Consider the following 13,251-nt stretch of genomic DNA (forward strand, 5'->3'; position numbering starts at 1 on the left):
CGGACGGGCCGTCCGACTCAGACGCATCGTCTGAAGTGACCGCGGTCCGGGGGCCGAGCCTGATCCCCCAACAGGCCGGCAGGAGTTTAAGAACGCATCATGTCCGAGATTAAGACCCTTCCCATTCTACCGCTGCGGGACATCGTTGTTTTCCCGCATCAACCGGTGCCGCTCTTCGTGGGCCGGGAGAAATCCGTACGCGCGCTCGAAGAGGCGATGCGGGGCGAAGGCAAGCAGATCCTTCTGGCGACCCAAAAGGACAAGGACGACGACGATCCGTCGCCCGAGGCCATCTATGACGTCGGGGTCGTCGCCACGGTTCTGCAGCTGCTGAAGCTTCCCGACGGCACCGTGAAGGTGCTGGTCGAAGGCAAGGCGCGCGCCGGCATTTCCCGTTTCACCGCGCAAGAAGAGTTCTACGAAGCCGAGATCGCCTTCATCTCTGAAGACGGCGCCGCCTCGCCCGAGGCGGAGGCGCTGTCGCGCGCGGTCGTCGAGCAGTTCGAGAACTACGTCAAACTGAACAAGAAGGTCCCGCCGGAGGCTCTGGCCTCAATGCCGCAGGTCGACGCGCCCGGCGAACTGGCCGACCGCATCGCCTCGCATCTCTCGGTGAAGATCGCCGAGAAGCAGAGCCTGCTTGAGATCTTCAACGTCGTGAAGCGTCTGGAGAAGGTCTACGCCCTGATGGAGGGCGAGATTTCGGTCATGCAGACCGAGAAGAAGATCCGGAACCGCGTGAAGCGGCAGATGGAGAAGACCCAGCGCGAGTACTATCTCAACGAGCAGATGAAGGCGATCCAGCGCGAGCTGGGCGAGCAGGACGATCAGCGCGATGAGCTGCTCGAGCTCGAAAAGCGCATCAAGAAGACCAAGCTCTCCAAGGAGGCCCGCACCAAGGCTGAGGGCGAGCTGAAGAAGCTGCGCAACATGAGTCCGATGTCGGCGGAATCGACCGTCGTGCGGAACTATCTCGACTGGCTGCTCTCGATTCCGTGGGGCAAGTCCAAGGCCAAGACCATCGACCTGGCCAAGGCAGAGGAAGTCCTGAACCGCGATCACTTCGGCCTGGAGAAGGTCAAGGAGCGGATCTTGGAGTACCTGGCCGTGCAGGCGCGCGTCGGTTCGCTGAAGGGGCCGATCCTCTGCCTCGTCGGTCCTCCGGGCGTGGGTAAGACCTCGCTGGGCAAGTCGATCGCGGAGGCGACCGGGCGTGAGTTCGTGCGCGTGTCTCTGGGCGGCGTGCGCGACGAGGCCGAGATCCGCGGTCATCGGCGGACCTATATCGGTTCGATGCCTGGCAAGATCATCCAGTCGATGAAGAAGGCGAAGTCCACCAACGCGTTCTTCCTGCTCGACGAGATCGACAAGATGGGCTCGGACTACCGTGGCGATCCGGCCTCGGCCCTGCTTGAAGTGCTGGATCCGGCGCAGAACTCGACCTTCGGCGACCACTACCTGGAGGTCGACTACGATCTGTCGCCGGTGATGTTCGTCACCACGGCCAACAGCCTGAACATGCCCCAGCCGCTGCTGGACCGCATGGAGATCATCCGCATCCCCGGCTACACCGAGGACGAGAAGGTGGAGATCGCCAAGCGGCACGTCCTGCCCAAGCAGACCAAGGACCATGGCCTGAAGCCGGAAGAGTTCATCGTTCCGGACGAGACCATCCGCGATCTGATCCGCTACTACACCCGGGAAGCCGGCGTCCGTTCGCTGGAGCGGGAACTGGGCAACCTGGCGCGTAAGACGGTTCGGGATCTGGGCCGTGAAGACACCAAGTCGATCACGATCGACGAGGAGCGGCTGGCCAAGTACGCGGGCGTTCGCAAGTACCGCTATGGCGAGACCGACGCGGAAGATCAGGTCGGGATCATCACTGGCCTGGCCTACACCGAGTTCGGCGGCGACATCCTGACCATCGAAGCGGTCAAGATGCCGGGTAAGGGCCGCATGTCCATCACGGGCAACCTGAAGGACGTGATGAAGGAGTCCATCGCGGCGGCGAACTCCTATGTCCGCAGCCGGGCCACCCACTTCGGCATCGAGCCGCCGGTTTTCGAGAAGACCGACGTGCACATCCACGTGCCGGATGGGGCCACGCCCAAGGACGGTCCGTCCGCCGGCGCGGCGATGGCTACGGCGATCGTCTCGGTGCTGACCGGCATTCCGATCCGCAAGGACATCGCCATGACCGGCGAGGTCACATTGCGGGGTCGGGTGACGGCCATCGGCGGCCTGAAGGAGAAGCTGCTTGCGGCCCTGCGCTCCGGCGTCAAGACCGTGCTGATCCCGCAGGAAAACGTGAAGGATCTGGCCGATATCCCCGACAACGTGAAGTCGGCCCTGGAGATCGTACCGGTGTCCAACGTCGATGAAGTCCTGGCCCGGGCGCTGATTCAGCCCCTTGCGCCGATCGAATGGAACCCCGCCGACCAACCGGCGGTATCGGTTGCAGCTGATGACGGCGCTGACGAGGCCATGATCACCCACTAAACGGTGGAAAAAGGCGATGAATCCAGGCGGCGCGGGGGTTTCCCGCGCCGCCTTTGTTTGACGGGCGAGAATCGACCGCCATAATCGCGCAACGCGAAGCAGCCTCGCGCTTCCGCGAGGGGTTCGCGGTTTGAGATAACGGGCTGGGAGAGACAAGAAATGACCAAGGCCGAACTCGTCACGGCGATCGCCGACAAGGCGGGCCTCAACAAGGCGCAGGCGAAGGACGCTCTGGAAGCGTTCATCGACAGCGTCACCGCGTCGCTGAAGGCGGGCCAAGAAGTCCGACTCGTTGGTTTCGGCAGCTTCGTGCCGGTCACCCGTGCGGCCGGTACCGCGCGCAATCCGCGCACTGGCGAGACGGTCAGCCGCCCTGCCTCGAAGACGGCGCGTTTCCGCGTCGGCGAAGGCCTCAAGGGCTCGCTGAACTAAGAACCGTCACAACGGTTACGCTTTAGGGCGGCCCCCTGATGTGGGGGTCGCCCTTTTTCGATTCTATGAGGGCGGCTAGCTCAGCTGGTCAGAGCACCTGGTTTACACCCAGGGGGTCGGGGGTTCGAACCCCTCGCCGCCCACCACCTCAATGCGACCGACAACGGGTCCACCCAATTCGGTCTCACGGTCATGTGATCCGAACTCTCCGACACCCCGACGGTTCTGGGGGCCGGAGGACAAGGCGCCTCCAGTTTCTAGCGACCCTGGGAGGGTGACCTAATGAAGACCAAGCTCCTTACATCGGCTGCGGCGCTCGTGATCGGCCTTGGCATGAGCTCCATGGCTCTCGCGCAAGTCGACAACACAACGACAGACAACGCTTCGACCGCGACGGTGACGCAAAACACGACCGACGCCTCGAACAACTCCACCACCGACGCTTCGAATAACTCCACGACGGACAATTCGAACAATTCGGATAACTCAAACAACTCCGATAATTCGGACAACTCCGACAACTCGAATAACTCGGACAATTCGAACAGCTCGACGACCGACAATTCGAACAACTCGGACAACTCCGACAATTCGGACAATTCGGACAATTCCACCACCTCGACCTACAGCGCAGTGTCCACTCAGACGCTCGCCGGGACGGTCACGGGCGCCCCGGTTTCGACCGGCGCGACGGCTGGTAACGGCGATATCGTGACCGGCAACGCGTCGTTTGACGGCGCGGCGTTCGGCGGCATCCAAACCGCTAACGCCAACACCGGCGTGAACTCGCTGGGCCAAGCGGCCACGTCGCTTTCGGCGAACGCCAACATCAGCTTCGGCGCTCCGTAAGTTTGATCGTTCCAGGGCCGGCGGCTCCGGGCGCCGGCCCTGTTCGCTTCAGGTGAGCAGCGTTGGGGATTAGGAGGGAGCGATGTCCACGAGGAATGCCAGCCGGCTTCTAGGAGCCGCAATCGCTTCGATGGCACTGGCTTCGGCGAGCCTCGCTGCAGCCGAGGACACGCGCGCCGCACAGCCGGCGCCGGCGATCACAACGCCCCATGCGACGCTTGGCGAAGAGGCGGCCGCTCCGATCGACGAGGCTGAACTTGGCGCGATCAGCGCCGGCGAGGGCGTGGTCGTCGAGGCCCTTTCGAACCAGCAGCTCACGGCGAGCAATTCGGGCTCGGTCGACGCCAATCAGGTCGTCAACGGCAACGTGGAATTCTCAGCTGGAGCCTACTCCGGCATCGGGAATTTCGTCGTCAACACCGGCAACAACAACAATCTGCAGGGCGTGATCAGCGTCAACATTGCCACCTTGGGCGGGCCGTAAGGCGCTTTGCCATGCGGTATCGGGAGCGTTACATCCTGCCGACATTGATCGGCGCCTTCCTTGCCGCGACGCCGGCGGCCGGGCAAATCGCTTTCAGCGACGGCGGCGCCCTCTATGCCCTCGATCGCGTCACGACTTTCCGCGACATGCCGTTCCAGACCGTGGTTCGTCAGCAGTACGACTACAGCTGCGGTTCGGCCGCCTTGGCGACGCTGTTACGCTACCACTACGGGGTCGATGTCACCGAGGCCGACATCTTCAAGGCCATGTACGCGGGCGGCGACCAGACCAAGATCCAGAAGGTTGGCTTCTCGCTCCTCGACATGAAGCGTTATCTCGAGGCGAAGGGCTACAAGGCCGACGGCTACCGGATCAACGCAGACGCCCTGACGAGGCGCACATCGCCGTCGATCGCCGTGATCACGGTCGGCGACTACAAGCACTTCGTCGTCATCAAGGGGGCGGGCGCAGGACGGGTCTTGGTCGGCGACCCAGCTCTTGGACTGAAGTCCTATCGCAAGACGGACTTCGAGAAGATCTGGAACGGCATCGTATTTGGCATCAACGATGGTCCGGGCCGCGGGCTCTACAACACCGAACACGAGTGGGCTAGCACCACCACCGCGCCATTGGGACAGCCGCTGACCGATGAATCGCTGGCAGCCTTCACGCTGCAACTGCCGCCGCTCTATCAGGTGGTTTGGGAGAACCGGCCCGCGGCCGGCTTCTAGGACAATGTCCTACGCTTCTTTCTTCGCCGCGCTGTTCCTGAGCTTCGCCGTAACCATTCCAGGCGTTGCGGCCGCCAGTGAAGCGCTGGCCGGCGAATTCGGTGCGGTCGTCGCCGTGCCGCTGACCGATGAGGAACTGGCGGCCGAGCGGGGGGGGCTGCAACTGCCCACCGGGCTGGAGGTCGGCTTTGGCGCCTCGGTTCGCACCTATATCGACGGCGCCCTGGTGCTTGAGACGCAGCTCGTCTGGACCGATCAGGGTGCGATGCAGACCCAGTCGCTCCCCTCCGCGGCGGCGCAGGCCGGCGGGGGAGGGATTGCGTTGCAGGACGGCGCGGCCGTGCTGCCGGGCCTCATCGTGCCGGGTGATGGAGGATCCACTGCCGTGCTGCACGACCTGTCGTCAGGCCGCCTGGCGAATATCGTGGTCAACACAGCAAACAACCGGGACATCCGGCAGGAGATGCGTGTCGATCTGGCGATCCCCGAACTCTCGCAGTTCCAGCAGGCTGCCATTCAGGACCGCGCGAACCTGCGCATGCTCGACGCTGCGAACGTGGCCCTGCGGGACGCCGCGCTCCGATGAGGCGCTAGAATGTGTAGGGCACGCGGACGGTGAGCCGCATGTCCGGGGCGTCGCTGGTGACCCCGAACTCGAAGCTGTTGATCAAGGTGAAGCGCTGGTTGAGGCGGTAGGACAGACTCATCTGCAGCGCGCCGATCGACAGGCTGTTCGAACTCTGCGTCACGCCGTTCAGCTCGGTATCGGTCGGGAAGATGTAGTGATGCGAGTAGCCGAATGAGACTGAGAACTTGGGGTTCAGCGCCAGGCCAAAGCCGATGCTGGCGCTCAGGCCATCGCCTGGGTCCACATTGCCGACGATAAGGTTCTCGCTGATCTGCTTGTTGATGCCCCGCCCAAAGCTGTGCAGGTAGCTGAGCCCGCCGTAGATCACGGCCGGGTCGCTTGGGTAGAGCATGGTTACGCCCAATTCCGTCGCCCAGAACCCGGAGCCGGTCGCCAGGCCCTGGGCCACCGCGAACTTGTCGAACTCGACGTCATAGGGGCCGACGCCGGTGTCTGACTTGACCCTCAGGCCGGCGACGAAGATCGGCCAACCGTCATTCCCGCTGTTCAGTTGGTAGCGGCCCGATACTTCGACATCGCCGATGTCGTTGGCGTCGAGCTCAAGCGTGCGGGTGAGCGCCTGGTCGGCCGCGGCGACGGTGGTAATGCGGTCGTGGCGGTAGACGTAGGGGATGCGGGCCTCGATCTCGAGGCGGTCGGTCAGGCCATACCGCGCAGCGAGGGACCCGATCACGGAGTCGCGGTCGGCATCGCCCGCCTCGATGAGCCCAAGGTTGATCCCCGGCACGATCTCGACGCCGCGGAACGTCAGGCGGTTGGAGCCTGTGCGCACGTATTCGATGGTCGGATCGAACACGAATCGGCCCTCAGGCGTCAGTACGCCCAGCCGTTCGGGGATTGCAGCGACCTCCCGGGCCTTTTGCTCGGTAGTGGTGGGGGAGGGCGCCTCGCCGACCGGCTGTTGCGGTAGTTGGCTCGCGGCCGTGGTGGTGGTCGCCGGCCCAAGCGGCGGATTGAGCCCTCCGGGCTGCTGTTGCGCCAGGGCGCGTCCGGCACGGATGTCGGCCAAGCCGTCGTCCCGGGACGCCCGAAGCGTTTTCAGCTCCGTCTCCTGTCGTTGAATGAGCGCGGACTGTTCCGCCAGCTTGCGTTCCTGCGCGCTCAGCCGGGCGGATTGATCGGCGAGCATCGCCTCGATGCGTTGCAGCTTGTCCGAAATGTCTTCCTGGGCGAAGGCGGGCGTCGCCCCCATGAAGGCGATCACGACGGCCCCAACCAGGGTCAGGCGACAGAGCGGGCGGGTCAGGCCGTTTGTTCTGGTCATCTGCACGGATCCGAACGGTTAGGGCCCCAATAGCCGCGACAGTAACGCCAGGCTGGGCTCGGGAGTTCACGCCCTAGGCGTAGGTCATCTGCGAGTCATCGCGTGTGGAATGCCGTCGGGGCGGGACCAGGTCATAGTCCAGGAGCTCGGCGAGGCGACCGCGAGCGCGGCTGACACGGCTTTTCAATGTGCCGACGGCGCAGCCGCAAACTTCGGCGGCCTCCTCGTAACTTAGGCCGGCGATTACGACGAGCAGCAGCGCGTCGCGGGTATTGGGGGTCAGCCTGTCGAGCGATCGTAGCAGGTCTCCAAACTGGACCTGCCACTCCTGGGACGGCGTGCACGCCAGTTGGGCGGTGAGGCGACCATCGACATCCTGCACGACCAGCTGGCGGCGGGCATGTCCAGAATAGAAGACGTTGCGGAGAATCTTGTAGAGCCAGGCTTTGAGGTTGGTCCCGGGCTGATAGGCGTCGCGAAACCGCCAAGCCCTGACCAAGGTGTCCTGAACGAGGTCATCGGCCTCTGAGCGGGACCGAGTGAGACTCATCGCGTAAGCGCGCATCAGCGGTATCAAAGCCACGACATCGTTTGGGAATCCGTCCGCCATAGGCGCAGCCCTCCTGTGCAGGGGTTCTTGCCCCTGTCTGCCCGTTCCTCCCCCTGTCCGAAGATTGAGCGCCAGCAGCCGTGTCGGCCGGTGCGCCCTGCGTCAGATAACGGCGTTACTACTCGCCTATCGGAGCGTATTCAAGACGTGTGATGGTGTTGTGGGGTTTCGACCTGAGGTAAGCCTTTCGTTTTGTCCAGATCCCGGCGCCAAGTGAGGTTTGTATAGTTCCGCTTGTTAAGGCGAATTAAAGTCGCGTTACATGTCGTGTGCTTAAGCTGTTGTGGAGTATTGCGTATATGTGGTCGATATTTCCGTTCAATTTGATTTTGATGTCTTGTCCATGAGGCGAGCGTTTTCCGGGGGTTAGGGGCGAGGGTTGCGCACATCGCCTGGAAGCAGCTAACCCCAGGGTGGATGCGCCGTATGGCGCGGCGCGGAGTCGTGACCCTTGGATAATCGGCACTGACATGCGCTACCGTGCCCTTGGCGAGACCGGGCTTACCGTTTCGGAGATCGGCTTCGGGTGCGCCAGCTGGTGGGGAAAGAAGGCTTTTGACGAGGCGCAGGCGCTATCGCTCGTTCATGCGGCCCTCGATCACGGCGTGACCTTCTTCGACACCGGAGCAGCCTACTCGGGCGGCGAGGCCGAGCCGCGACTTGGCCGCGCCTTGAGGGGCCGGGCGTTGCACGACGTGATCGTCGCGACGAAGGCGGGGACCTTTCATGACGGTCGCCGAGTCGCGCGTGACTTTCGGCCGTCCGCCATCGTCGCCAGCGTCGAGCGCAGCCTGCGAAATCTCGGGATGGAGGCGCTGCCGCTGCTTCAGCTGCACGGGCCTGCGGTCCCTGAACTGAACGACGAGATGCTGGGCGCCCTGGAGGGCTTGAAGCAGCGCGGGCTGGTTCGGGCGATCGGGGCCAACAGCTTCGATCCGGCCGTGATCGAGCACATCATCGGCCTGCCCAGCTTCGACGTCGTCATGGTCGACTACAACGTCCTGCGTCCTGAGCGCGCTGGGCTGATCGACAGGGCGTCCAGCAGGGGTAAGGGCGTTCTGGCGGGCATGGCGCTGGCCATGGGACATGCGAACGGCCAGGTGCTGCGCCTGCGCGCGCCTAGGGACGTCTGGTACGCGCTGCGGGCGCTGAAGAACCACCGGTCGGACATCGCCAAGGGCGCACTGTTCGGGTTCCTTGGCGATTTGCCTGACATGACCGCGGCCCAGGCTGCGCTCGCCTATGTCCTGGCCGACGAAAACGTATCTTGCGCGGTGGTGGGTACCACGAGGATGGCCCACCTCATCGAGAACCTGGCCGCCTCCGGCAGCACGCTGACGCCTACGGTCCTCGCCCAGATCCGCCAGGCGCAAGGATTGGAGTGACCCCATGTCGACGGACGCGGAGTTTCTGAACCAGGCCGTGAATCTGGCCATGGCCAATGTGATCGAGCAAGGCGGGCGGCCGTTCGGCGCCGTCTTGGTCAAGGATGGCGAGGTCATTGCTTCGGGCGTCAATGAGATCGGCGTCACCGGAGACCCGACCGCCCATGCCGAGTTGTCGGCGATGCGCAAGGCGGCCCAAGTGCTCGGGACGCCGCGGCTGGATGGCTGCGTCGTCTACGCCAGCGGCCAGCCTTGCCCGATGTGCCTGGCGGCCATGCACATGACCGGCGTGAGGGCGGTCCGATACTGCTACTCCAACGCCGACGGCGAGCCCTTCGGTCTCTCCACCGCGCCGGTCTATGCGCAGATGGCCAAACCGCTGGCCGAGCAGGCGATAGATATTCGCCACGACCCCGTCGGCGCGGCGGGCGCACCGCTCTATGCGGCTTGGAAGGCGCGGCAGATCACCTGACAATCGAACTTAGTTTGGATTCAAAGGGTTGTTGTGACGGCCGTCGGATTGGGCTTCCATCCCTCCAACGGCGCCGGCGGTAGCTGCGACCAGGCGTCGATCGCATAGGGAGATCGCGCGATGGCTGACGGCGCCATGAAACTGGCCGACGAGGCGAGGGCCAGGGCCTATTCGCTTCCTCTGGACGAATTTCACCCGGGGGATCCCGACCTCTTCCGCACAGATACGCATTGGCCGTTCTTCGAACGGTTGCGCCGTGAGGACCCGGTCCACTGGTGCAAGGACAGCGAGTTCGGCCCGTATTGGTCGATCACCAAGTTCAACGACATCATGGCCGTCGACACCAACCATGGCGTCTTCTCCTCCGAGGCGGCGCTGGGAGGCATCACCATCCGGGATGCGCGCCCCGATCTGCGCCGACCCAGCTTCATCGCGATGGATCCGCCCAAGCACGACGTCCAGCGCAAGACCGTCAGCCCCGTGGTGTCGCCGGCTAACCTGCAGGTCCTGGAATCCATCATCCGCGAGCGGGCGGGGCGCATCCTCGACAAGCTGCCGGTCGGTGAGACCTTCGACTGGGTCGACCGCGTGTCCATCGAGTTGACGACACAGATGCTGGCGACCCTCTTCGACTATCCGTTCGAGCACCGTCGGCGCCTGACCCGCTGGTCGGACGTGGCGACCACCATCCCGATGCCCGGCGCTCTTTGCGAGACGGAGGAGGCGCGCCAAGCCGAACTGATGGAGTGCCTGGCGAGCTTCACCGAGCTGTGGAACCAGCGGGTCAATGCTCCGCCCACCGGCGACCTGATCTCGATGCTCGCGCATGGCGAGGCGACGCGGAACATGAGCCCCGACGAGTATCTCGGGAACATCATCCTGCTGATCGTCGGCGGCAACGACACCACTCGCAACTCGATCAGCGGCGGACTGCTAGCGCTGAACCAGAACCCCGACGAGTACGCCAAGCTGCGCGCTAACCCCGCGCTGATCCCATCGATGGTGTCGGAGATCATTCGCTGGCAGACGCCGCTTGCGCACATGCGTCGGACGGCGCTGCAGGACATCGAGCTGGGCGGCAAGCAGATCCGCAAGGGCGACAAGGTCGTGATGTGGTACGTCTCTGGCAATCGCGACGACGAGGTCATCGAGAACCCCAACGCCTTCATCATCGACCGCGATCGGGCCCGCCAGCACTTGTCGTTCGGCTTCGGCATCCATCGCTGCGTCGGCAATCGCCTCGCCGAGATGCAGCTGCGCATTGTCTGGGAGGAAATCCTCAAGCGGTTCAAGCATGTGGAGGTCGTCGCAGAACCCACACGCGTGCGCTCCAGCTTCGTGAAGGGCTACGAGACGCTGCCCGTGCGCATTCACGCCTAGCCTGACGCGACGGCGCCCTTTCCCTGGGCCGCGAGAGGCGTAGTCTTCTCGCATAACAACGATAATCCAGGGCGGAGACGTGTCATGGCGGTGGACCTCGGGCCTCTCGACCAGGCGTTGGAAACGGCGCATTTGCCGGCGCTTTCGGCCGCGCTCGTTCACTTGACCGGTGATCCAGGCTGGCTGCGGGATGAGTGGCGTCCAGCCTACACGCCGCTGTCACGTGGCGAGACGGGGGTGCCCGAGGGAGAGCAGGCGAAGATGCGCCAGCTCGCCAAGACAGCGATCACCGACTTCCTGACCGGCAAAAAACCCATGGCGGCGACGCCGTCGCCGGAGATGGTGCGTCGGATGATGAGCTTCGTCGCGGGCGCCGACATTCCCGACGGCTATGGCGAGTTCCTGACTGACGAACTGGCGCTGGACGGTCACTCCTCGAAGGATCCGGTCTGGTCGCCTGAAGTGAAGACCGTGGCCCGGCGGCTGCATGTGCTGGTCGTCGGCGCTGGGATGTCCGGTCTGCTGACCGCCCTGCGGCTCGATCAGGCCGGGGTGCCGTTCCAGGTCGTCGACAAGAACGCCGATGTCGGCGGGACCTGGCTGGAAAACACCTATCCGGGCTGTCGCGTCGACTCTTCCAACCACATGTACTCCTACAGCTTCGAGCCGAACCACTCCTGGCCGCAGCACTTTTCGACCCAGCCGGTGCTGCTGGACTACTTCCGCGGTGTCGCGGCCAAGCACGACCTGAAGAAGCACATCCGGTTCTCGACCACCGTCGAGGAGATGGTCTGGGATGACCGGCGCGGAGTGTGGAAGGTGCGCCTGAACACGCCAGCCGGCGTCGAGCATGTCGAGGCGAACGCCGTTGTGACCGCGGTCGGGCAGCTCAATCGCCCGCGTTATCCGGAGATCACGGGGCGCGAACGCTTTGCCGGCCCGGCGTTCCACTCGGCCGAATGGCGTCAGGACGTAGATCTGACCGGCAAGCGCGTGGCGGTGATCGGGACGGGAGCCAGCGCCTATCAATTCGTGCCCGAGATCGCCGACAAGGTCGGCAGCCTGACTGTCTTTCAGCGCACGCCGCCGTGGGGCTTTCCCGTGCCGCACTATCACGAGGACGTCCCCGAGGGGATGAACTGGCTGATGGAGCACGTGCCGTTCTACGACAAATGGTACCGCTTCTGGATGTTCTGGATGGTGACCGACGGCCTCTTGCCGATGGTCACGGCCGATCCGGGCTGGAACGGTCCGCCGACGGCGGTGAGCGAACTGAACCAGGGCTTCCGCGACATGATCGCCATGGCGATCGCCGCCCAGGCGCCTGACCGGCCTGACTTGGTTGAGAAGGTCATTCCGACCTATCCGGTCGGCGGCAAGCGTTCGCTGCTGGACAACGGCGTCTGGATGGCCGCGCTGCAGCGGCCGAACGTCGAACTGGTAAGCGACGGCATCACCGAGATCACCGAGACGGGCATCGTCACCGCGGACGGGACGTCGCGCGACTTCGACGTCATCATCTATGGCACCGGGTTCTACGCCTCGAAGTTCCTTTGGCCGATGAAGATCAAGGGCCGTGGGGGCGCGGACCTGCATGAGACCTGGGGCGGCGACGCGCGCGCCTATCTGGGCATGACCACGCCCGGCTTCCCCAACCTGTTTATGATCTATGGTCCGAACACGAACATCGTCGTCAACGGCTCGATCATCTTCTTCTCCGAGTGCAGCGTGCGCTACATCGTCGGCTGCCTAAAGCTTCTGGCGGAGACCGGCGCGGTGGCCATGGAGCCGCGGCGCGACGTGCACGACGCCTTCAACGATCGGGTCGATGCGGGCAACAGCCTGATGGCCTGGGGCGCCCCACAGGTGAGCAGCTGGTACAAGAGCGAGAGCGGGCGCGTCAGCCAGAACTGGCCGTTCGCCTTGATCGACTACTGGCGCGCGACTCTCGCGCCTGACCCGAACGATTTCGTGCTGACCAAGAACGCCGAGTTGGTCAGCTAGGGGAGGCGGCGATGAGCGAACTTCAGGGAGGCTGCGCCTGCGGCAAGGTCCGCTACCGGATCAGCCAGCCGCCGATGGGCGTCGGCGTCTGTCACTGCCGGCAATGCCAGTACAGTTCTGGCGGCGGACCCAACTATGTCGCGCTGGTGATGCGCGACGGCTTCGAACTTACGAGTGGTGAGGCGAAGACGTTCGCCAGTCCGGGCGGCAGCGGCCAGGACGTGCTGCGTGCCTTCTGCCCCGATTGCGGCACGCCGCTCTATTCCGACCCGGTGTCCATTCCGTTCCTGGCGGTGAAGCTGGGCGGTCTGGATGATCCGTCCATTCTGTCGCCGGGCATGCACATTTGGACCGTAGAGGCGCCCTCCTGGCACCAGATGACGCCTGGGCTGCCGGCGTTCGAGCGCGGCCCGCCTGGTTAGCTGGCAGCTGTGGGATCGTACCCGGGGACTTTGGTCACGTCGCACGAGTATGCTGCCGGTAGATCGTTGC

General features: G+C 64.2%; 13 protein-coding genes and 1 tRNA gene. 12 read left to right on the forward strand and 2 right to left on the reverse strand.

Features of this window, described 5'->3' with window-relative positions:
• The first annotated feature begins 99 nt into the window (after nucleotides 1-99).
• From lon to ASC79_RS01385, 7 genes are all read left to right on the forward strand, one after another.
• Nucleotides 100-2,499 (forward strand): endopeptidase La, encoded by a 2,400-nt coding sequence (gene lon / locus ASC79_RS01355; RefSeq protein ID WP_056018574.1) that lies wholly within the window; start codon nucleotides 100-102, stop codon nucleotides 2,497-2,499.
• A gap of 159 nt (nucleotides 2,500-2,658) precedes the next feature.
• On the forward strand, nucleotides 2,659-2,931 hold the full coding sequence (locus ASC79_RS01360; protein ID WP_056018577.1) for an HU family DNA-binding protein: 273 nt from the start codon (nucleotides 2,659-2,661) through the stop codon (nucleotides 2,929-2,931).
• A 69-nt stretch (nucleotides 2,932-3,000) separates the two neighbouring features.
• A tRNA-Val gene (locus ASC79_RS01365) sits at nucleotides 3,001-3,077 on the forward strand.
• Nucleotides 3,078-3,213: 136 nt separating this feature from the next.
• On the forward strand, nucleotides 3,214-3,780 hold the full coding sequence (locus tag ASC79_RS01370; RefSeq protein WP_056018579.1) for a hypothetical protein: 567 nt from the start codon (nucleotides 3,214-3,216) through the stop codon (nucleotides 3,778-3,780).
• Between the two features lie 130 nt (nucleotides 3,781-3,910).
• Complete coding sequence (locus ASC79_RS01375) at nucleotides 3,911-4,264, forward strand: hypothetical protein (protein ID WP_056018582.1); 354 nt, start codon at nucleotides 3,911-3,913, stop codon at nucleotides 4,262-4,264.
• An 11-nt stretch (nucleotides 4,265-4,275) separates the two neighbouring features.
• Complete coding sequence (locus ASC79_RS01380) at nucleotides 4,276-4,995, forward strand: C39 family peptidase (RefSeq protein ID WP_056018585.1); 720 nt, start codon at nucleotides 4,276-4,278, stop codon at nucleotides 4,993-4,995.
• A 4-nt stretch (nucleotides 4,996-4,999) separates the two neighbouring features.
• Entirely contained in the window at nucleotides 5,000-5,581 is a 582-nt protein-coding gene (locus ASC79_RS01385; protein ID WP_056018588.1) for a hypothetical protein, read from the forward strand.
• 4 nt (nucleotides 5,582-5,585) lie between these two features.
• On the opposite strand, the gene ASC79_RS01390 is transcribed toward ASC79_RS01385, so the two are convergent.
• On the reverse strand, nucleotides 5,586-6,908 hold the full coding sequence (locus tag ASC79_RS01390; RefSeq protein ID WP_056018591.1) for a hypothetical protein: 1,323 nt from the start codon (nucleotides 6,906-6,908) through the stop codon (nucleotides 5,586-5,588).
• 73 nt (nucleotides 6,909-6,981) lie between these two features.
• Complete coding sequence (locus ASC79_RS01395; RefSeq protein WP_056018594.1) at nucleotides 6,982-7,518, reverse strand: sigma-70 family RNA polymerase sigma factor; 537 nt, start codon at nucleotides 7,516-7,518, stop codon at nucleotides 6,982-6,984.
• Nucleotides 7,519-7,988: 470 nt separating this feature from the next.
• Between ASC79_RS01395 and ASC79_RS01400 the strand changes: the two genes are divergently transcribed.
• From ASC79_RS01400 to ASC79_RS01420, 5 genes are all read left to right on the forward strand, one after another.
• Nucleotides 7,989-8,903 (forward strand): aldo/keto reductase, encoded by a 915-nt coding sequence (locus ASC79_RS01400; protein ID WP_056018596.1) that lies wholly within the window; start codon nucleotides 7,989-7,991, stop codon nucleotides 8,901-8,903.
• Nucleotides 8,904-8,907: 4 nt separating this feature from the next.
• Nucleotides 8,908-9,375, forward strand: coding sequence for a nucleoside deaminase (locus ASC79_RS01405; protein WP_056018600.1), 468 nt, complete (start codon nucleotides 8,908-8,910; stop codon nucleotides 9,373-9,375).
• Between the two features lie 120 nt (nucleotides 9,376-9,495).
• Nucleotides 9,496-10,755, forward strand: a complete 1,260-nt coding sequence (locus ASC79_RS01410; protein ID WP_056018603.1) for a cytochrome P450 — start codon at nucleotides 9,496-9,498, stop codon at nucleotides 10,753-10,755.
• Nucleotides 10,756-10,839: 84 nt separating this feature from the next.
• A complete protein-coding gene (locus ASC79_RS01415; protein ID WP_056018606.1) occupies nucleotides 10,840-12,759 on the forward strand; it encodes an NAD(P)/FAD-dependent oxidoreductase in 1,920 nt (639 codons plus the stop codon).
• An 11-nt stretch (nucleotides 12,760-12,770) separates the two neighbouring features.
• Nucleotides 12,771-13,181: a GFA family protein gene (locus ASC79_RS01420; protein ID WP_056018609.1), complete on the forward strand. Its 411-nt coding sequence runs from the start codon at nucleotides 12,771-12,773 to the stop codon at nucleotides 13,179-13,181.
• Nucleotides 13,182-13,251 lie beyond the last annotated feature (70 nt).

Source organism: Phenylobacterium sp. Root1290 (assembly GCF_001425305.1).
Taxonomy (GTDB): Bacteria; Pseudomonadota; Alphaproteobacteria; order Caulobacterales; family Caulobacteraceae; genus Phenylobacterium.

What these genes read in the sequence shown, in the direction of transcription:
- ASC79_RS01390 (WP_056018591.1), bottom strand. Translation starts at nt 6,908, where the DNA reads ATGACCAGAACAAACGGCCTGACCCGCCCGCTCTGTCGCCTGACCCTG.
- ASC79_RS01370 (WP_056018579.1), top strand. Translation starts at nt 3,214, where the DNA reads ATGAAGACCAAGCTCCTTACATCGGCTGCGGCGCTCGTGATCGGCCTT.
- ASC79_RS01385 (WP_056018588.1), top strand. Translation starts at nt 5,000, where the DNA reads ATGTCCTACGCTTCTTTCTTCGCCGCGCTGTTCCTGAGCTTCGCCGTA.
- ASC79_RS01420 (WP_056018609.1), top strand. Translation starts at nt 12,771, where the DNA reads ATGAGCGAACTTCAGGGAGGCTGCGCCTGCGGCAAGGTCCGCTACCGG.
- ASC79_RS01400 (WP_056018596.1), top strand. Translation starts at nt 7,989, where the DNA reads ATGCGCTACCGTGCCCTTGGCGAGACCGGGCTTACCGTTTCGGAGATC.
- ASC79_RS01375 (WP_056018582.1), top strand. Translation starts at nt 3,911, where the DNA reads ATGGCACTGGCTTCGGCGAGCCTCGCTGCAGCCGAGGACACGCGCGCC.
- ASC79_RS01360 (WP_056018577.1), top strand. Translation starts at nt 2,659, where the DNA reads ATGACCAAGGCCGAACTCGTCACGGCGATCGCCGACAAGGCGGGCCTC.
- ASC79_RS01395 (WP_056018594.1), bottom strand. Translation starts at nt 7,518, where the DNA reads ATGGCGGACGGATTCCCAAACGATGTCGTGGCTTTGATACCGCTGATG.
- ASC79_RS01410 (WP_056018603.1), top strand. Translation starts at nt 9,496, where the DNA reads ATGGCTGACGGCGCCATGAAACTGGCCGACGAGGCGAGGGCCAGGGCC.
- lon (WP_056018574.1), top strand. Translation starts at nt 100, where the DNA reads ATGTCCGAGATTAAGACCCTTCCCATTCTACCGCTGCGGGACATCGTT.
- ASC79_RS01405 (WP_056018600.1), top strand. Translation starts at nt 8,908, where the DNA reads ATGTCGACGGACGCGGAGTTTCTGAACCAGGCCGTGAATCTGGCCATG.
- ASC79_RS01415 (WP_056018606.1), top strand. Translation starts at nt 10,840, where the DNA reads ATGGCGGTGGACCTCGGGCCTCTCGACCAGGCGTTGGAAACGGCGCAT.
- ASC79_RS01380 (WP_056018585.1), top strand. Translation starts at nt 4,276, where the DNA reads ATGCGGTATCGGGAGCGTTACATCCTGCCGACATTGATCGGCGCCTTC.